Source organism: Campylobacter concisus (assembly GCF_003048675.2).
Lineage (GTDB): Bacteria > Campylobacterota > Campylobacteria > Campylobacterales > Campylobacteraceae > Campylobacter_A > Campylobacter_A concisus_F.
In genome coordinates this window covers 1,273,599-1,291,403 of the sequence record NZ_CP060707.1, presented here as the reverse complement: position 1 = coordinate 1,291,403, position 17,805 = coordinate 1,273,599, and the positions used below count along the sequence as shown (strand labels likewise).

Annotated in this window: 19 protein-coding genes; 14 read left to right on the top strand and 5 right to left on the bottom strand. The window is 41.5% G+C overall.

Going from position 1 to position 17,805, the window contains the following annotated elements; all coding sequences use genetic code 11:
* Nucleotides 1–23 precede the first annotated feature (23 nt).
* Genes CVT00_RS06505 through cmoA form a run of 5 tightly spaced genes read left to right on the top strand, consistent with a single transcriptional unit; the run spans nt 24 to nt 5,132 of the window.
* Complete coding sequence (locus CVT00_RS06505; protein ID WP_103559139.1) at nt 24–884, top strand: NADAR family protein; 861 nt, start codon at nt 24–26, stop codon at nt 882–884.
* Between the two features lie 41 nt (nt 885–925).
* On the top strand, nt 926–2,869 hold the full coding sequence (ligA, locus tag CVT00_RS06500) for an NAD-dependent DNA ligase LigA (RefSeq protein WP_107914900.1): 1,944 nt from the start codon (nt 926–928) through the stop codon (nt 2,867–2,869).
* The gene (gene tlyA, locus CVT00_RS06495; protein ID WP_103559141.1) at nt 2,859–3,572 is read left to right on the top strand and encodes a 23S rRNA (cytidine-2'-O)-methyltransferase TlyA; all 714 of its coding nucleotides are present in this window, start codon (nt 2,859–2,861) and stop codon (nt 3,570–3,572) included. Before ligA ends, tlyA begins: the two co-directional genes overlap by 11 nt.
* Entirely contained in the window at nt 3,538–4,431 is an 894-nt protein-coding gene (locus CVT00_RS06490; protein WP_002939474.1) for a bifunctional riboflavin kinase/FAD synthetase, read from the top strand. Before tlyA ends, CVT00_RS06490 begins: the two co-directional genes overlap by 35 nt.
* Nucleotides 4,428–5,132, top strand: a complete 705-nt coding sequence (cmoA, locus tag CVT00_RS06485) for a carboxy-S-adenosyl-L-methionine synthase CmoA (protein ID WP_103559142.1) — start codon at nt 4,428–4,430, stop codon at nt 5,130–5,132. Before CVT00_RS06490 ends, cmoA begins: the two co-directional genes overlap by 4 nt.
* 267 nt (nt 5,133–5,399) lie before the next feature.
* On the opposite strand, the gene fdhF is transcribed toward cmoA, so the two are convergent.
* Together fdhF and rpsO are read right to left on the bottom strand one after the other, a co-directional pair.
* Entirely contained in the window at nt 5,400–7,676 is a 2,277-nt protein-coding gene (fdhF, locus tag CVT00_RS10390) for a formate dehydrogenase subunit alpha (protein WP_080655749.1), read from the bottom strand.
* 358 nt (nt 7,677–8,034) lie between these two features.
* Nucleotides 8,035–8,307 (bottom strand): 30S ribosomal protein S15, encoded by a 273-nt coding sequence (gene rpsO, locus CVT00_RS06470; RefSeq protein WP_021087762.1) that lies wholly within the window; start codon nt 8,305–8,307, stop codon nt 8,035–8,037.
* A gap of 146 nt (nt 8,308–8,453) precedes the next feature.
* Between rpsO and CVT00_RS06465 the strand changes: the two genes are divergently transcribed.
* Genes CVT00_RS06465 through CVT00_RS06435 form a run of 7 tightly spaced genes read left to right on the top strand, consistent with a single transcriptional unit; the run spans nt 8,454 to nt 14,962 of the window.
* Nucleotides 8,454–8,858: an Rrf2 family transcriptional regulator gene (locus CVT00_RS06465; RefSeq protein ID WP_004317794.1), complete on the top strand. Its 405-nt coding sequence runs from the start codon at nt 8,454–8,456 to the stop codon at nt 8,856–8,858.
* Nucleotides 8,859–8,860: 2 nt separating this feature from the next.
* Nucleotides 8,861–11,056 (top strand): flagellar biosynthesis protein FlhA, encoded by a 2,196-nt coding sequence (gene flhA / locus CVT00_RS06460; RefSeq protein WP_103601767.1) that lies wholly within the window; start codon nt 8,861–8,863, stop codon nt 11,054–11,056.
* Nucleotides 11,057–11,065: 9 nt separating this feature from the next.
* The gene (locus CVT00_RS06455) at nt 11,066–12,091 is read left to right on the top strand and encodes a DHH family phosphoesterase (protein ID WP_107914902.1); all 1,026 of its coding nucleotides are present in this window, start codon (nt 11,066–11,068) and stop codon (nt 12,089–12,091) included.
* Entirely contained in the window at nt 12,088–12,315 is a 228-nt protein-coding gene (locus tag CVT00_RS06450) for a hypothetical protein (protein WP_002942640.1), read from the top strand. The genes CVT00_RS06455 and CVT00_RS06450 overlap by 4 nt, the downstream gene beginning before the upstream one ends.
* A 9-nt stretch (nt 12,316–12,324) precedes the next feature.
* A complete protein-coding gene (locus CVT00_RS06445; protein ID WP_107914904.1) occupies nt 12,325–12,735 on the top strand; it encodes a tetratricopeptide repeat protein in 411 nt (136 codons plus the stop codon).
* A gap of 17 nt (nt 12,736–12,752) precedes the next feature.
* On the top strand, nt 12,753–13,682 hold the full coding sequence (locus CVT00_RS06440; protein WP_107914906.1) for an aspartate carbamoyltransferase catalytic subunit: 930 nt from the start codon (nt 12,753–12,755) through the stop codon (nt 13,680–13,682).
* A gap of 2 nt (nt 13,683–13,684) precedes the next feature.
* Nucleotides 13,685–14,962 carry a dihydroorotase gene (locus tag CVT00_RS06435; RefSeq protein ID WP_107914908.1) on the top strand — a complete coding sequence of 426 codons (1,278 nt, stop codon included), beginning with the start codon at nt 13,685–13,687 and terminating at the stop codon, nt 14,960–14,962.
* Nucleotides 14,963–15,049: 87 nt separating this feature from the next.
* Here the strand turns inward: CVT00_RS06435 and CVT00_RS06430 are convergent, their stop codons facing one another.
* From CVT00_RS06430 to CVT00_RS06420, 3 genes are all read right to left on the bottom strand, one after another.
* The gene (locus tag CVT00_RS06430) at nt 15,050–15,400 is read right to left on the bottom strand and encodes a hypothetical protein (protein ID WP_230853733.1); all 351 of its coding nucleotides are present in this window, start codon (nt 15,398–15,400) and stop codon (nt 15,050–15,052) included.
* A 261-nt stretch (nt 15,401–15,661) separates the two neighbouring features.
* Complete coding sequence (locus CVT00_RS06425; protein WP_107914910.1) at nt 15,662–15,841, bottom strand: hypothetical protein; 180 nt, start codon at nt 15,839–15,841, stop codon at nt 15,662–15,664.
* Complete coding sequence (locus CVT00_RS06420) at nt 15,842–16,087, bottom strand: DNA-binding protein (RefSeq protein ID WP_009294123.1); 246 nt, start codon at nt 16,085–16,087, stop codon at nt 15,842–15,844.
* Between the two features lie 368 nt (nt 16,088–16,455).
* Between CVT00_RS06420 and CVT00_RS06415 the strand changes: the two genes are divergently transcribed.
* Both CVT00_RS06415 and grpE read left to right on the top strand, forming a co-directional pair.
* Nucleotides 16,456–17,250, top strand: a complete 795-nt coding sequence (locus CVT00_RS06415; protein ID WP_103558621.1) for an HrcA family transcriptional regulator — start codon at nt 16,456–16,458, stop codon at nt 17,248–17,250.
* Complete coding sequence (gene grpE, locus CVT00_RS06410; RefSeq protein ID WP_103558620.1) at nt 17,247–17,789, top strand: nucleotide exchange factor GrpE; 543 nt, start codon at nt 17,247–17,249, stop codon at nt 17,787–17,789. The genes CVT00_RS06415 and grpE overlap by 4 nt, the downstream gene beginning before the upstream one ends.
* Nucleotides 17,790–17,805 lie beyond the last annotated feature (16 nt).

Genomic DNA, 17,805 nt, shown 5'->3' with positions numbered 1-17,805 from the left:
GCATTTGGCTAAAAAGAGGCTAGATGAGAAATTTATTGCTGCCACCTTGGATCAAATTTCCCCAGATTGCTCCATTTTCTATAGGCTGGAGGATGGGCGCTGGCGAGGATTATAAGTTTAAATTTAATGGCTGGCTAAAAACGCTAAGCCAAGATGAAAAACGTCAATATCAGCAGCTCTTTGCTGAGCCTGCGACGTGGCGTGGATACTGGGATGAGAGGCTAGGCTCTGATGAGAGCGCGCTTTTTATCAAGGATGAATTTGTTATATACCTTTGGGAGTGCGAGCCTAGATATGATCTAAAATGGCTTAAAAAGCGCTATAACGCAGGCAAGTCGGATAAATTTCTCTTATTTTGGGGTCATCAAAAGAGCGCAAATTTAAGTGCAAGCTGCCTTAGTCAGTGGTATAGCTCTAGTTTTTGTGAAGATGAAACTAAATACATTTGCGCCGAGCAATATATGATGGCTAAAAAGGCTCGGTGTTTTGGCGATGACGAGGCTATGGAGCAAATTTTATCCGCCAAAGATCCAGCGCAGATGAAGGCGATTGGCAGGCAGGTGCGGGGCTTTGACGCTAAGGTCTGGGACGAGGTCAAATTTGGCGTCGTGCTAAATGCGAGCTATCTAAAATTTAGCCAAAATGCCAAACTGCGAGAGTTTTTGCTCTCGACAAAGGATAAAATTTTGGTTGAGGCAAGCCCTGTTGATAAAATTTGGGGCATAGGCATGAGTGCTGAAGATCAAAATACGCACAATCCTACGAAGTGGCGAGGGCAAAATTTACTTGGCTTTGCGCTGATGAGGGCTAGAGACGAGATAGCAAAGGTCTATAAAAATGTCCATTTATGTGACGCGAGAGAGTTAAATTTGGATCATTTGTAAAGTATGTTTAAGATAAAATGCGGTGTAAATTTGGAGCAAAAATGACAAAACAAGAGTACGAAAAAGCGGTAGATACGCTAAATGCGTGGGCAAAGGCCTACTACGACGAGGACGAGCCACTTGCAAGCGACGAGGAGTATGACGCGCTATATCACGCGGTGCTTGAATATGAGAGGGCAAATCCTAGTGAAATTTCGCTATTTTCGCCGACTAAGCGAGTAGGCGGAGGCGTAAAAGAGGGCTTTAGCAAGGCAAGCCACATAAAGCGCATGTGGAGCATGGAGGATATTTTTAGTCTTGGCGAGCTTGAAGCGTGGCTAAAGCGTGGCGATAAAGAGAACTTAACCTTTGTTACTGAGCCAAAATTTGACGGAGCGAGCCTAAATTTACTCTACGAAAATGGCGTTTTAGTTAGGGCGATAACCAGAGGCGACGGCGTTACAGGCGAGGACGTGACGCAAAATGCAAGAACCATTAGCTCGGTGCCAAAGAGCATTAGCTACAAGGGGCTCATTGAAATTCGTGGCGAAGTCGTCATAAGAAAAGATGACTTTGAGCTACTAAACGCAGAGCGCGCAAAAGAGGGCGAGGCGCCACTTTCAAACCCTAGAAACGCAGCTGCTGGAAGCCTTAGACAGCTTGATAGCGCGGTTACTGCAAAAAGAAAGCTACTTTTCATACCTTGGGGCGTGGGCGAGCAGAGCCTTGGGCTAAAAGATCACAGCGAGGTGATGAAATTTGTGCGAGATCTTGGCTTTGAGAGGGATGAATTTTTCAAAATTTTAAAAAAAGATGAGCTTGAGGCCGCATATAACGAGCTCTTGGCAAATCGCGACTCAAAGAGCGTGATGATGGATGGCATGGTGATACGAGTAAATGACCTTGCGCGCTGTGAAGAGCTAGGCTACACAGTCAAATTTCCAAAATTTATGGTGGCGTTTAAATTTCCAGCCATTGAAAAGGTGACTAGGCTAAGAGATGTCGCACTTCAGGTTGGCAGAAGCGGCGTAGTAACGCCTGTTGGCGTGCTTGATGAGGTAAATATCGATGGTGCTAATGTAAAATCCGCCACCCTTCATAACTTTGACGAGATAGAGCGCCTTGGTGTCATGAAAAACGACTACATAGGCATCATCCGCTCAGGAGATGTGATACCAAAGATAACAAAGGTTTTTAAAGATAGACGAGACGGCAGCGAGCAAGCGATCGAGAGGCCTAAATTTTGCCCAGTTTGTGGCTCGCACCTGCTTGATGAAGGGGTCTTTGTAAAGTGCCAAAATTTAAGCTGCAGGGCAAGAGTGGTGGGCTCAATAATTCACTACGCATCGAAAAAGTGCCTAAATATCGACGGCCTTGGCGATGCGATCGTAAATTTGCTATTTGACAAGGGGCTAATTGCTTGCATAAAAGACATCTACGGCCTTAAATTTGATGATCTCATGGCGCTTGAGGGCTTTAAAGAGAAAAAGGTAAATAACCTTTTAAATGCCATTGAGGCTAGCAAAGGTGCGGAGCTATCGCGCTTTATCACGGGTCTTGGCTGCGAGCACATCGGCGAAGTGGCGGCTAAAAAGCTAGCAAGTAGCTTTGGACTAGGCTGGCTTGATGCTAGCTTTGAAGAGCTTGTCTCGTTTGAGGGCTTTGGCGCGGAGATGGCAAATAGCCTAATTGATTTTGCCGAGGTAAATAGGGACGAAATTTTAGCTCTTAGTCAGATCGTGCAGCCAAGCGTGACGCAGGTGCAAAGCATCTCAAACGCACTAAGTGGCAAGACGGTGGTGATAACTGGCACGCTAAGTCGCCCAAGGGACGAGATAAAGGCGGAGCTTGAAAGTTTTGGCGCGAAGGTTTCTGGCTCAGTTTCTAAAAAAACGGACTTCGTCCTAGCTGGCGAGGAGGCTGGCAGCAAGCTTGATAAAGCAAATGAGCTAGGTGTGCTGGTGATCGATGAGAGCGAATATGAGAGGCTAAAACTTGAGGTTTGATAACTACGTCGCAAGCGTTTTAAACATAAGTAGAAATAAGGCTAGCGAGCTTATAAAATCTGGCAAGGTGCTAGCAAATGGCGAAATTTGTACCAAGGTTTCAAGCGAGGTTAGCGAGGCTAAAATTTCACTGCTTGATGAAATTTACGTTGGGCGAGGCGCTTTGAAGCTAAAGAGCTTTTTAGAGGCGATGAAATTTAACCTAGCTGGCAAAAACGCACTTGATATCGGCAGCTCAACTGGCGGTTTTATGCAAATTTTGCTTGAGCGTGGCGTAAAGAGCGTGACTGGCGTCGATGTGGGCACTGATCAGCTAGATGCCAGCCTAAGAGGCGATGAGCGAGTAAAAATTTATGAGAAAACTGACGTCAGAGAGTTTGCTAAAACGCACAAAAATGAATTTAACCTCATAACCTGTGACGTGAGCTTTATCTCTTTGGCTGAAATTTTGCCTGCCATTTGTGAGCTAGCAAGCGAAAATTCGCTCATCATAACGCTTTTTAAACCGCAGTTTGAAGTGGGCGTTGGCGTAAAACGCAACAAAAAAGGCGTTGTCACCGACGCTAAGGCTGTAAATTTAGCTATGAAGCGCTTTGAAGTGCTAGCAAGTAGCTTGAAATTTGAACTGATAGCCTGCAAAGAGTGCGAGGTCAAGGGAAAGGAAGGAAATGCCGAATTTTTCTACGCTTTTAACAAAAGATAACATCACTGCCGTTGCGATCGGGCACTTTGACGGCGTGCATAGGGGGCACAAGCAGCTTCTAAAACAGCTTGGCGAGTTTGGCGGACTTGTCGTCATCGACAAAAACAAGGCAAACATCACGCCAAAGCTAAAGCGAGCCGAGTACTCAAACTATCCTTGCTTCTTGTATGATTTTGAGAGTATAAAAGGGCTTAGCGGCGAGGAATTTATCGCACTTTTAAAGAGGGATTTTAAAAATTTAAAAAAGATCGTTGTTGGATTTGATTTTAGATTTGGCAGAAACAGAGCGTGGGACAAGCACGATCTGAAGAGGATTTTTGATGGAGAAGTGGTCGTCGTTGATGAGGTTTGCTATGACGGCATGGGCGTGCATAGCTCCTCCATCAGAGAGCTGATACGCCAAGGCAACATCGATGAGGCAAACAGGCTAATAGGCAGGGAGTACTCGATCGAGGGCAACGTGATAAAAGGGCAGGGCATCGGCGCAAAAGAGCTGGTTGCTACGCTAAATTTAGATATAAAAAGCTATCTTTTGCCGCGCGAGGGCGTCTATGCGACAAGAACGAGGATGGGCTCATACACCTATGGCTCGGTCACTTTTATAGGCAACAGGCTTAGCACGGATGGAAATTTTAGCGTCGAGACGCACATTCTAGACGAGGTCGCGCCAAAAGTGACGAAGCATGTTGCTGTTTGCTTCATAAAACGTTTGCGCGATAATAAGAAATTTAATAATCTTAGCGAGCTAAAAGAGCAGATAAAACGCGATATAAACGAGGCTAGGCAGTGTGTGGGCGTGTGCGATCTCTTTTTTGGAGAGACGATGAGATACTTTGACGGATATGGAGCTGGTATATGAGAGATGAAATTTTTAAAGAGCCTATAAGCAAGCAGTTTGAATTTGATGACTTTGTGGCGAGCGTTTTTGATGATATGATCTCGCGCTCGGTGCCATTTTACGACGTTAGCTCAAATTTAAACGCAAAGTTACTGGCTAAAATTTTGCCAAAATCAGCAAAAGTGTGCGATCTTGGCTGCTCTACGGCAAATAGCCTACTTTTGCTAAACAACCTTAGAAACGACCTCGTGCTAAGTGGCGTGGATAACTCTGAGGCGATGCTTGCAAATGCAAAAAACAAGGCAAAAGCTTATGGGGCTGATATAGAGTTTGTCTTGGATGATATCTTAGAGTGCGAGCTAGAGGGCTTTGACGCGGTTTTAGCAAACTATACTTTGCAGTTTATAAGACCACCAAAAAGGGCTGATCTGGTGCAAAAAATTTATAACGGACTAAATGAAAATGGCGTTTTTTTGTTTAGCGAAAAGATCATCTTTGAAGATAAAAAGCTTACTAAAAGCGTCATAGAAATTTACGAGGACTACAAGCAGGCGCAAGGCTACTCACGCTACGAGATCGCCCAAAAAAGAGAGGCGCTTGAAAATGTGCTTGTGCCATACACTGAAGAAGAAAATAGAAACTTAGCCCTAAATGCTGGCTTTAAGCGTGTCGAGAGCACATTTAAATGGGGAAATTTTATGAGCTTTTTGGCGTTTAAGTAAAATTCTCTTTTGAAAAAGCTATTTTATTCTCAAATATTTAGGGCATGCTTTATAAAACTAATGCCCCAAAAACTTCTAATATAGATATGGCTTAAATAATAAAAATTTAAAATTAAAGACTAAAAATCAGTTTTGATCTGCTTAATAATCGCTTGAAACTTATAAAATTAATTAAAAAAATATAAAAACAAGTGATATCTTAGGATTTGTAAAACTAGAAATTTAAATTTAGTAGTAAAGAAATTTAGCGGGAGTTACCCGCTAAATTTACTCATTTATCGCTGCGTTTCCGTGGTGGTGGAAGTCATCGTAGATGATCTTAGAAGTTTGGAATTTCTCGCGTTTTAGCTCTCGAACTCGTAAAAATTCCTCTTCATCGATCTTTTTGATCTGGATAGCTGCTTTAAATGTCGGAGTCTTACTGATGTAGTCCCAACCGCTGCTTGTTAGCTCGTTGCAAGAGCTCTCCCAGTAGTGGAAAGTCATCTGGATGATGCCATCAGGCACGATGTCAGTTACTTCAGCTTTTACGACGATGTAACCGTATCTACTCCAAGCTTTGATAAAGTCGCCTTGTTTTAGTCCGTATCTTTCTGCAAGTGCTGGGCTCATCTCAGCGATAGGTCCGATGCTATCTCCGCCCTCTTCGATGGCACGTGAGCGTCTTGTCATGGTGCCAACTGTGTATTGATAAACTTTTCTTGTAGTTAAAAGCTGTATCGGATACTCAGCGTCAGTCTTCTCATCGACTGAACCAGCCATGATAGGATACTCTGGCGACATATTCATCTTCTTAGCAAATTCAAGTTTTGCGCTCTCGATCTCATCAGCTTTATCCACAAATAGGCATGGTACAAAGCGACCTTTGCCATCAGGTGTAAAGAATTTCTTATCAAGATAGAGGCTTTGACCACCCATATCATCTTCAGTTGGGCATGGCCAGTGAAGTCCGTGATATTTTTTAAGTCTATAATAGCTCATACCGCCGTAGCGTCTAGGGTCGCATTTTCTAACTTCTTCCCAAATCTCTTCTGGAGAGTTAAAGTTAAAGCCCTCTGTTGCGCCCAAACGACGTGCGATCTCGCAAACGATCCACCAGTCTTGTCTAGCATCACCTGGAGGTGTGATGACAGCTTCGTTGTGTTGGACACGGCGCTCTGCGTTTGTGTAAAGACCCTCTTTTTCGCTACTTGCAACGCCAGGGAGAACGACGTCAGCTTTTAGTGAAGTCTCAGTTAAAAATAGATCTTGAACCACGTAGAAATCGACATTTGCGATGCCTTTTAAGAAGTGGTTTGTATTTGGCTCAGAGATGACTGGGTTTTCGCCGATAGTCCAGAAGAAATGCACTCTGCCATCAAGGATCGCATCAGGTACTTCAGTTTTATGGATACCTATCTTTGAGTTTAAAAATCCAGGCTCTAGGTGCCACATTTTCTCAAACCAAGCTCTTTGCTCTGGGTCGGTGACTGAGCCAAGATTTGGGAAGATATTTGGTAAAACGCCCATGTCACAGCAGCCTTGAACGTTCTCTTGACCTCTAAGCGGCAAGTCGCCTGTGCCAAGCTCGCAGATGTTACCAGTGATCAAGAATAAATTTGATACATCGCAAACTCCGCCAACGCCGTGGTTGAAGTGAGTTACGCCCATGCCGTGAGTGATGACGGCTGGTTTTGTGGTGGCATACATTCTAGCAGCTGCTCTGATATCCTCTGGATTTAGCCTTGTGTATTTAGCTACAACCTCTGGAGCATAGTCTTTTACAGCTTCTTTGACATACTCGATGCCTATTGTGTGGTCTCTTACAAATTCCTCATTTACAAGGCCTTCTTCAATGATAGTGTAAAGAAGTGCGTTGATAACTGGGATATTGTGCTCAGGCTCTAATTGCAAGTGGATGTCTGCTCTACTTGCAAACTCAGTCTTGATAGGGTCGATAACGATCAGTTTTGCACCGCGGTTTAGCGCTCTTTGGATGTGCATAGCTGCGATTGGGTGACCATTTTCTGGGTTTGAGCCTATCATTAATATACAGTTACTATAAGTGCCAATCTCTGTAAAGCTATTTGTGGCAGCTCCGTTTCCGATTGTTTTAGCAAGTCCTGCTACTGTCGGAGCGTGTCAAATTCTAGCGCAGTGGTCGACGTTGTTTGTGCCTATGACTGCACGCATTAGCTTTTGAGCGACGTAGTTGTCTTCAAGTGTACAGCGTGCTGAGAAATTTCCTGCTAATGAGTCAGGGCCGTATTTCTCTTTTGCCTCTTTCATCTTTTCTACGACAAGATCAAGCGCCTCGTCCCAGCTGGCCTCTTCAAATTCACCGTCCTTTGAAAAGACTCCATTTTTCTTTCTAATAAGCGGCTTCGTAAGTCTGTCTGGACTTGCAACGTAGTCCCAGCCATAAAAGCCCTTTAAACATAAATTTCCTTGATTGACTGGATTGTCTTCGACGCCAGTAGCGGCACGAACGACGTTGTTTTCCACGTGCAAGGTTACTTGACAGCCTGTCCCGCAATAAGGACAGATGACTTTGCCTTCTTTCATCACTTTCTCCTTCTAATTATGCATTTTCTGCATATTTATTTTGAGTAATATTACTAGTGCGAAACTTAATCTTTTATGAAAAATTCTTTATTTAAAAAATAAATTTTAATTTTAAGTTATATTTTATATAAAAATTAAAAAGCCGAATATATAGTAATTTAAAAAATATGCTAAATTTGCAGGAATTTCTAAAATTTATCAAATAAGAAATAAATTGTGTAAATTTGACACAGAAGCTGAAAGATAAAAAATTAAATTTAAATTTAGTTTGAGACAAGCTGTTTCAACTATAAAAATAAAGAGAAATTTTGAAAGTAAAAGTGAAATTTAAAAGGAGAGCAGGTCGCTCTCCGTGGGATTATTTATCTCTTAAGCCAAGCTCAGAGATTAGTTTTGAATATGTAGCGTAGTCTTTGTTTTTAAGATACTTTAAAAGTCTTTTTCTTTGACCAACTAGTTTCAAAAGACCTAAACGTGACGAAAAGTCTTTTTTGAAAATTTTAAGGTGTTCTGTAAGTTCAGTTATTCTAGCTGTTAAAAGAGCTATTTGAACTTCTGGAGAGCCTGTATCTCCCTCTTTTCTAGCGAATTTCGCAACTATTTGAGCTTTTTTAGCCGAATCCAAAGCCATGATGACCTCCTGATTGGTGAATTTTGGAAGAGCGATTATAGCATTTAAAACATAAAGTTAGATAAAATTACGCTTTTTAAAAATTAATGAAAAATGCAGTAAAAATTTAATAGAATTAGGGCTATTTAAAGAGTTAAGGAAGATAAATGCTTTTTACAAAGGCAAGCGAATACGCTCTACTTTCGCTTATTTTAATATCTCAAAAATCATCGCCAGTCGATGTTGATACGATCTCAAATGAGCTTAAAATTTCAAAAAGTTTTCTGGCAAAAATTTTACAAAATTTAGCAAAAGATGGAGTTTTGAAGTCATTTAAAGGAGCAAATGGCGGTTTTGCACTAAACGGCGAACCTGAAAATCTAAGTATAAAAAAGATAATCGAATGCGCCGAAAAGCGCGAACTAAGCGTCTTTGAGTGCTCATCTTCAGCACTTGGCTGCCCGTCAAACAAAGCCTCAAGCTGTCAAATTTGGTCGATGTTTAGCGGCCTTCAAGGCAAGATCGACGAGATGCTTGACGCGATAAAACTAAGTGACATCGTTAAGAAGTAAAGTTGGCAAAGCAAAAAAATAATATCTTGACTCTTGTCGCACCGTTTCTTGCGCCGATTGTCAAATTTAAAAGTCTTAGCATCGTTGGCATCATCGTTGCCATCCTTGCTATCATCATCGTGCCGCTTCCAAGTGCGGTGCTTGACTTTTTCTTAGCACTTTCGATCTCGATTTCAGTGCTTATTATTTTGATATCTATTTACGTACCAAAGCCGACTGATCTTAGCACGTTTCCAACACTCATTCTCATCATCACGCTTTTTCGTCTTTCGCTAAACATCGCAACCACACGTATGATCTTAAGTGAGGGTCACAACGGCCCAGAAGCGGTCAGTGAGATCATCTCAAGCTTTGGAAATTTCGTCGTTGGCGGCAACTTCGTCATCGGCACCATCGTCTTTTGTATCTTAGTACTCATAAATTTTATGGTCGTAACAAAGGGCTCAACCCGCGTTAGTGAGGTGCAAGCTCGTTTTACACTTGATGCGATGCCTGGTAAGCAAATGGCGATAGATGCGGACCTAAATGCAGGTCTAATAGACGAAAAAACGGCGCGCGAAAGACGTCAAGCCATCATCGGCGAGGCAAATTTTTATGGCGCGATGGATGGTTCGTCTAAATTTATAAAAGGTGACGCCGTCGCTGGCATCATCATCACTATAATTAACATCATCGGCGGCTTTGCTATCGGCTCGTTTCAGCACGGCCTTGATATGGCGACATCTGCTCAGTATTACACGATCCTAACTATCGGCGATGGCCTAGTTAGCCAGATCCCAGGACTTATCACTTCAACAGCGACTGCTATCATCATCACAAGAGCTAGCAAAGACGACGAGGACTTTGCAGAGGGCACGCTAAATCAGCTATTAGGCGATTATAAAACCTTGCTGATAGTGGGCTTCATACTATTTATGTTTGCTCTTGTCCCAGGACTTCCAACCCTATCTCTTGGCTTTATCGCGCTGCTATTTTTGGGGCTTGGCTACATCATCAAGCAGACAAAAGATGGCGGGCTAAATTTAAACCTTGCGCCAAAAGAGAAAACGGCTTCTAAAAAGGCTGGAGCCGCTACGCCAAGTGGGGCAGGAGCAGCAGCTGCGAGTGGTGGGGCTGCTAAGGCACCAAAGAAGAGCGACGAAGAGATCGCAAGAGAAGAAGAGACAAAGATAAATGACATCTTAAAGCTTGAAATTTTAGAGCTTGATCTAGGATATGGCCTACTAAAGCTAGCTGATGTGGATCTAATCGAGAGAATTCGCGCTATGAGGCGAAATATCGCTTCAAGCCTTGGCTTTTTGATGCCAAAGATAAGGATACGCGACAACCTTCAACTACCACCAAACGAGTACCGCTTTAAGTTAAAGGGCATCGTGATCGGTCAGGGCGAAATTTATGCGGATAAATTTCTAGCGATGGATAGTGGACTAGTGAGCGAAGATATCGAGGGAATTCCTACTAAAGAGCCAGCTTTTGGGCTGGACGCTCTTTGGATCGATGCTAGTGTCAAAGAGGACGCCATACTTAGCGGCTACACGATAGTTGATCCTGCAAGCGTCATCTCAACGCACATGAGCGAGCTTATCAAGCAAAACGCAGCCGAGCTTCTAACTCGCCAAGAGACGCAAAATTTACTAGACAAACTAAAGATCGACTACCCAGTCGTGGTCGAGGATACGCTAAGGATCGCACCTATAAATTTGATCCAAAAGGTCTTAAAAACGCTGCTTAAAGACAATATCCCGATCAAAGACCTACTTAGCATACTTGAAGCCATCAGCGATATCGCCGAGGTTAGCAAAAATTTAGACATGATCATCGAGCACGTGCGTGCAGCACTTTCACGTGTCATCACCTCGCTTTATGTAGATGAAAAGGGCCAGCTAAATTTTTATATCCTAGACACCGCCGCACAGCAAAAGCTCATGGATGCGGTGCAGTATAAAGACGGAGCCTATCATCTGATGATAAACGTAGCTCAGACATCATCGATCGTGCAAGCACTTAGGCGTGAAAAAGAGAAACGACCGATGAGCCAACACGGAGAAATGGTGCTTTGCGTGGAGCCAAGCCTTCGCAAATTTATAGCAAATATCTGCGCAAATTTTGCCATCGACATAGTAGTACTAAGCTTTGCTGAGATCTCGGCAAATACGCCATTTGAAACGGTTGGCGTCATAGAAATAGAAAATTTATAAAGGAAAACGATGAAAATTTATCACCTCTCACACACCGATCTTGACGGATACGGCGCACAATACATAACAAATTTTTACTTCAAAGATGTGAAATTTCTAAACTCAAACTACGGCAGAGAGATAGATGATAAATTTGCTCAAATTTTAGATGAGATAGATGCCTCAAATGATAGTAAAAACGTCATCTTAATCACCGATCTAAATTTAAGCCTAGCTCAGTGTGAGAGCTTTGAGGAGATGATAGAGGGTAAAAATATAAAGCTATTTTTGCTAGATCATCACCAAAGTGGTGTTGAGTGCGCGAGCGCTTACTCGTGGTACTTTTTGGATAGTTCAAGGTGTGCTACAAAGATCACTTATGACTTTTTTGCGGGTATTTTTGGCAAAAACAAAGAGCTTGAAATTTTTAGTGATGTCGTAAATGCAGTGGATATCTGGCTAAAAGATGATAAAAATTTCGAGATGGGCAAGGTCTGCTTGGGGCTTGTGGCAAACGCTAAAGAGATAAATAAGGTGATGTTTGAAGCTGAAAACAACCTTTACATGGATCACATCTTAAAAGAAGCTAGCAAATTTTTTAACGAGAAAAACGACTATATCGGCCTTGACATGCAGGTGCATGCCATTAAAAAGTCATTTTTCAAAGAGGACAAGGACGATACGCTAAGCAACCTGATCTCAAACTACGTCGTCAAAAAACTTAGTGAAAATAAAGAGAAATTTAGCATAAGCTATAAAGATCATAAAGGAATTTTAACCTACAATGTCGGCAACGTTTCGGTTATCGGCAACGACTTTTTAGTGGCAAATCCTGAATTTGACTTCTTTATCGACGTGACAAATAAAAAAACGCTAAGCTTTCGCGCAAATGGCAAGCTTGACGTTAGCGCCATGGCAAAACACCTAGTTGGTGGCGGCGGACACGTGAACGCTAGCGGTGGCTTGTTTGCAAATTTCAAAGATGGCTTTAGCTATGAGCCTATCAAGGCACAGATAGTTGATCTGATAACTAAAAAAACACAGGAGGAGATATGAAAGAAGAAGAGGTAAGCGTAGAGGAGCTTAGCTACGAGCTTAGCATGGTGCTTGAGGCGATGTTTTACTATGCTGGCGTGAAAAAAGATAAGCTTGAAGAGGCGGCAAATCTCTATGTCGAGTGCATCGACGATGCGTTAGAAAACTCTGACGCTAGCGGTAGCGACGAGGTCATAGAGATAGTTGAATATATGAAAAAACACCATCCAAAGTTATTTAAATAAGGAGAAAATATGAAGAAAATTTTAGTTTTTGCAGCGGCACTTTTTGCGTTAAATGCAATGGCAAATGAAAATTTAGACAAGGCAAATGAGCTTTATGCGAAGAAAAATTTTAACGAGGCCTATCTTGCGTTTAACAAAGCTTGCGGTGAGGGCGAGAAAAAAGCTTGCACGATGAATGCGATCATGCTATTTAACGGCGATGGCGTGGCAAAAGATAGAGCTCAGGCTGAGAAAATTTTTACAAAAATGTGTGACGAAAGTGAGGGCATGGCCTGCGAAAAACTAGGCGAAATGACAGCTTATGGACTTATAAAAGATAAAGATGATAATGAAGCAAAAAGCGAAGAGAAGGCAAAAGCTTTGTTTAAAAAAGCTTGCGACAATGGCTACAAACCAGCTTGCGACTTTGTAACAAAATAGATCAAAAAGGGCTTAAAATGGGCTACAAACATAAAGATTTGATAGGAACTAGAGAGCTTAGCAAGGAAGAAATTTTATATTTTCTAGAGGCAGCGAAAGAGTTTAAGGAGCTAAATTTAAGCCAAGTGAAAAAAAATGACTACCTTCGTGGAAAGACCACGATCAACGCATTTTATGAAAACTCGACAAGAACTAGAACTTCTTTTGAGATCGCAGCAAAGAGGCTTGGAGCCGATACGATAAATTTTAGCTCATCAAGTTCGAGCGTGACAAAGGGCGAGAGCCTAAATGACACGATGAATAACATGGCTGCTATGAGAACTGACATCATTGTGCTTCGTCACCCAAGCTCTGGAGCGGCGAAATTTGCAGCTGATAGGACAGAAGCTAGCGTCGTAAATGCAGGAGACGGCACAAATGAGCACCCAAGCCAAGCGCTGCTTGATCTTTTCACACTAAGAGAGCACGGCAAAATTTTGGATAAAAATTTAAACGTGGCGATCATCGGCGACATCACTAGAAGCCGCGTGGCAAGGTCTGACATCTGGGCGATGAAGAAATTTGGCATAAATTTAAAGCTCTTTGCGCCAAGGATGATGATGCCAAAAGACGCTGAGGTCTTTGAGTCTAGAATTTGCAAAAATATGGAAGAGGCTTGCGAGGGTAGCGACGTCATCATCATGCTTCGCATCCAGCTAGAGCGTGGCGGTGCAGACGTGGCATTTCCAAGCTCGAGGGAGTACTCGAAATTTTTTGGACTAAATAAAAATAGGATAAAGCTAGCAAAGCCTGATGCGATCGTGCTGCACCCAGGACCGATAAATAGGGGTGTGGAGTTAAATTCAGACGTGGCTGATGGCACACACTCAGTCATACTAAATCAAGTTGAAAACGGCGTTGCTATAAGAATGGCGATACTAAATACGCTTGCAAAAAATAGGGGCTAACAATGAAAATAGCAATAATTAACGGCACTATCGTAAATAGCGACGAGAAATTTAAGGCAAATATCCTAATAGAAAACGGCAAAATAGCTAAAATCGGAAGTGAGAAATTTGAGGCTGATAAGGTCATAGACGCTACAAATAAGCTAGTCATGCCAGGGCTCATCGACATGCACGTGCATTTTCGCGATCCTGGTCAAGAGTATAAAGATGACATCATCTCAGGCTCGCAAGCGGCCGTAGCTGGAGGAGTGACCACCTGCCTTTGCATGGCTAACACAAACCCAGTAAACGACAATGCTTCAATCACAAGGGCGATGATAGAAAAGGCCAAAAACTGCGGGCTGATCGATCTTTTACCGATCGCAGCCATTAGCAAAGGGCTTGGCGGCAATGAGATCGTCGAAATGGGCGATCTTATAGAAGCTGGAGCAGTTGCATTTAGCGACGATGGCCTACCAGTGACTAGCTCAAGCGTGATGAGAGCGGCACTTGAGTATTCAAGCATGTTTGGCAGCTTTTGTATAAGCCACTCAGAGGACTGCTCGCTTTGCAGGCAGGGCGTCATGCACGAGGGCAAGGTCTCAGCCATACTCGGACTTCGCGGTATGGCAAGAGAGAAAGAGGAGATCGCAGTGAGCCGTGATATGCTGCTCGCAAAGCTCACCAAAGCGCACATCCACATCGCTCACGTAAGCTCAGAGTACTCGCTAAAGATCATCGAAATGGGCAAAAAAGAGGGCATAAACATCACTTGCGAGGCCACACCTCACCACTTTAGCTTTAGCGACGATGAAATTTTGAAAAATGCCTACGATACAAATTTCAAAATGTCGCCACCACTTCGTGAGATAAGCGACGTAAAAGCGGTAAGAGAGGCGCTAAAAAGCGGCCTTATAGACGTTATCGCCACCGATCACGCCCCACACCACACGGACGAAAAGATAGTGGAATTTGACAAGGCGCCATTTGGTATCATCGGACTTCAAACCCTTGTGCCACTCACTCTTAAGCTCGTAAATGAGGGCGTTATAAGCTTAGAGCGCATGGTGGAGCTAACATCTACAAACGCAGCTAAGATGCTAAATTTAAAAGATAAAGGCAGACTTGCTGAGGGCATGCTAGCTGATATCGCGGTGATAGACCCTGAGATCGAGTACGTTTATGACGAGAAGATAAACCGCTCAAAATCGGTAAATTCTCCACTCTTTGGCAAAAAGCTAAAAGGCGCAGCGACTACTACTATAAAAAGTGGCAAGATCGTTTATGAGTTTGGAAAATAATATAAATTTGCTCGTGCGTACAGGTGAATTTGTTTAGATGCTTTGAAATATAAAATTTGCTAGAAATTTCTAGCAAATTTTGTTTTTTTAAGAGTTATATTTTTTAACGATACCGCGAACGACTTTTTCGATAAAAAGCGCAGAAGCTACTTCGCAGTGCTCTCTTGTAGAGTGAGGTGAGTAGATATTTGGTCCTATTGAACATGCACTAAGACCTGCTTTTTTCTCCAAAAGCACTCCACACTCAAGACCTGCATGCACAGCTGTTATCCTTGCATTTGGCTTATAAATTTTAAGCTCTTCTAAGATATCGTTTGCAAATTTATCATTTATAGGTTTCCAAGCTGGGTTTCTATCTTTTGAAATGACGTTAAAGCCAATCGCTTTTGCAAGCTCTGAAATTTCAAATTCCATTCTATTTAGCCCGTCTTTACTCATTGACCTTGCGAAAAACTCTCCAAGTTTATAGATAAGAAATGTAAAAAGAATACGCAATAAAGAAGCGGATAAAATAGAATGGTGACATTAAATTTGAAGAATTTAGGGTTAGCTATTGGAGCCACCATTTGGTAGCCAAGATAGATGCTCATTAAGATAAGTGGAGCAAAACCCTATATAAATAGGTAGGATGAAATTTGTTTTGATAAAAGCCTAAATTTATAGCCCTTATCAAAACGCTTAAATTTAAAGCCAAAAATACTAAATTTTGGCTCTTTTTTCTCTTGCTTTTTTGATCTTGTTTTTAACTACATGAAATTTTGAAGCCGCAGCCGAGCATATATCCTTATAAGTGACTAAAATTTTTGACTCTTTTTTAGTGCAAATGGCTGCAAAAACGCTCTCAAGGTCGATTCTCTCTTTTTGTGTTAAATTTTCCATCTATTTTCCTAGCAATTTTCTCATCTTATTGACAACAAATAATATTTCATCGTCATCAAGCTCACATAGCAGTTTGCAAACAGCAGCAGCAGCTTGTGGCTTTGAGTTACCAAGCCTCCAGTCCTGATATGTCCTCATAGGCACGCCAAGATCCTCTGCCATTTTTGCTTGTGAAATTTTCTTACCGATATTTTTTGCCTCAACTGCATTGTGAAGCAAATTAAATATATCACTTGTTTCAATCATTGAAGAATTATACGTTATTTATCATTAAATATACCTAAAATATTATATAAATAATGTAAAATAGTATATAAATATCAAAATAAAGTATTAAATATACTAAAAATTATTTATAATATACGTTAAAACGTATAAAAAGCTTTTAAATTTTTGAATAAAATTAGAAATTTCGGGTTTTTATGTTGAAGTTAAATTTCTTATTTTGTTTTAAATTTTATTTCTTTTTACGCAAAGCTTATATTATAGGCATTAGAAAAGTTTAGTTATATAGGCTAAATATATATAAATAAATTTTTTTAACTTATATACTTGACATTGATAAACTAAAGTTGTATAATCCGCTTAGCAATTAAAAAGAAAGAGTGCTAAAAGTGAGTAAAACAAATAAACGCGATTTGATACTAAATTCTATCATTGAAGCCTATTTGCAGGACAATGCGCCTATTGGCTCAAATGAGCTTGGCTCTCGCATGAGTATGGCGATACCGGCATCTACGATACGTGTTTATTTCAAAAAGCTTTCAGATGAGGGTGAGATCACAAAACTTCACATTAGTGGCGGCAGGATCCCAACTATCGCTGCGATGAGGAGATATTGGAGCGAAATTTTTGGCGAAAACGACATAAATTTAGAGATAAATGATCCAAGAAGCTTAAAGATGCTCTGTGATGAGTTTGAGCTTTATTGTATGATTTTTGGCACGATCGACAAGGAGTTGCTAGAAATTTTAAATTTAAATGATAGATATCTGGTTTTAAATTTTAGTGGCGATGAGATTGCTATTAAATTTGATGCCAGGACTTATAAATTTTTAAACAACCTTATCGGAGTTAGCTTAGACAAGCTTGAGCTTATCTGCTCTCAAGTTGGCTTAAGCGAACTAAAAAACAAGATAAGAGAGCTTAAAAGGACTAAAATTTACTTCCAAGAAAATGAAATTTTAGCCTTTGATATGTTTAAGGATAGAAGCTTTAAGATGGTTTTTGACCCAAGTTTTAGCTTGCAGATGGATGAAGAACTTACATTTTCTCCTATGTTTGATGAAAATTACATGGGGCTTAAATTTAAAGCAAACTACCTTGGTAGTGAGGCGCAGATGATCTGCGCTGGCAGTGTTTATACTGATTATGTGAAATTTATAAATCTAATAAAGGAGGCCGCGTGAGCGAAGAGGTAAAAGAGCAAAATCTACCTGAGGTCGAGCCTGTGCAAGAGGCAGCTAACGATAGCGTAAATTTAGATGCACTTAGCGATATCTCAAAAGTGGAGAAGCTCGAAAAAGAGCTTGGCGAGATCACTGATAAATATTACAGAGCAAATGCTGAGTTTGAAAATATCAAAAAGCGTTATGAAAAAGAGAAAGCAGACGTTGCAAGCTATGCAAATGAGAAATTTGCAAGGGACTTGCTACCAGTCATCGACGCGCTCGAGATCGCTGCAAATTTTGACCCAGAGGATGATGAATTTGCTAAAAAGATCAAAGAGGGCATTTTGATAACGATAAATCAGTTTAAGAAATGTTTTGAAAAGCATGGCGTGAGCGAGATCGCAACTGATGCCGAGTTTGATCCAAATGTGCATAATGCCGTTTTAAGGGTTGATAGCGAGGAGAAGCAAAGCGGTCAGATCGTGCAAGCTTTGCAAAAAGGCTATATGATAAATGGTAGGGTTTTGCGCCCAGCTATGGTCAGTGTGGCAAACTAAATTTAAAAAAATAAAT

Coding starts and splice junctions, on each gene's coding strand:
- ligA (WP_107914900.1), top strand. CDS start 926: ATGACAAAACAAGAGTACGAAAAAGCGGTAGATACGCTAAATGCGTGG.
- CVT00_RS06490 (WP_002939474.1), top strand. CDS start 3,538: ATGCCGAATTTTTCTACGCTTTTAACAAAAGATAACATCACTGCCGTT.
- CVT00_RS06420 (WP_009294123.1), bottom strand. CDS start 16,087: ATGATTGAAACAAGTGATATATTTAATTTGCTTCACAATGCAGTTGAG.
- CVT00_RS06440 (WP_107914906.1), top strand. CDS start 12,753: ATGGGCTACAAACATAAAGATTTGATAGGAACTAGAGAGCTTAGCAAG.
- CVT00_RS06455 (WP_107914902.1), top strand. CDS start 11,066: ATGAAAATTTATCACCTCTCACACACCGATCTTGACGGATACGGCGCA.
- CVT00_RS06435 (WP_107914908.1), top strand. CDS start 13,685: ATGAAAATAGCAATAATTAACGGCACTATCGTAAATAGCGACGAGAAA.
- rpsO (WP_021087762.1), bottom strand. CDS start 8,307: ATGGCTTTGGATTCGGCTAAAAAAGCTCAAATAGTTGCGAAATTCGCT.
- CVT00_RS06445 (WP_107914904.1), top strand. CDS start 12,325: ATGAAGAAAATTTTAGTTTTTGCAGCGGCACTTTTTGCGTTAAATGCA.
- CVT00_RS06505 (WP_103559139.1), top strand. CDS start 24: ATGAGAAATTTATTGCTGCCACCTTGGATCAAATTTCCCCAGATTGCT.
- CVT00_RS06425 (WP_107914910.1), bottom strand. CDS start 15,841: ATGGAAAATTTAACACAAAAAGAGAGAATCGACCTTGAGAGCGTTTTT.
- CVT00_RS06465 (WP_004317794.1), top strand. CDS start 8,454: ATGCTTTTTACAAAGGCAAGCGAATACGCTCTACTTTCGCTTATTTTA.
- CVT00_RS06450 (WP_002942640.1), top strand. CDS start 12,088: ATGAAAGAAGAAGAGGTAAGCGTAGAGGAGCTTAGCTACGAGCTTAGC.
- cmoA (WP_103559142.1), top strand. CDS start 4,428: ATGAGAGATGAAATTTTTAAAGAGCCTATAAGCAAGCAGTTTGAATTT.
- CVT00_RS06430 (WP_230853733.1), bottom strand. CDS start 15,400: ATGAGTAAAGACGGGCTAAATAGAATGGAATTTGAAATTTCAGAGCTT.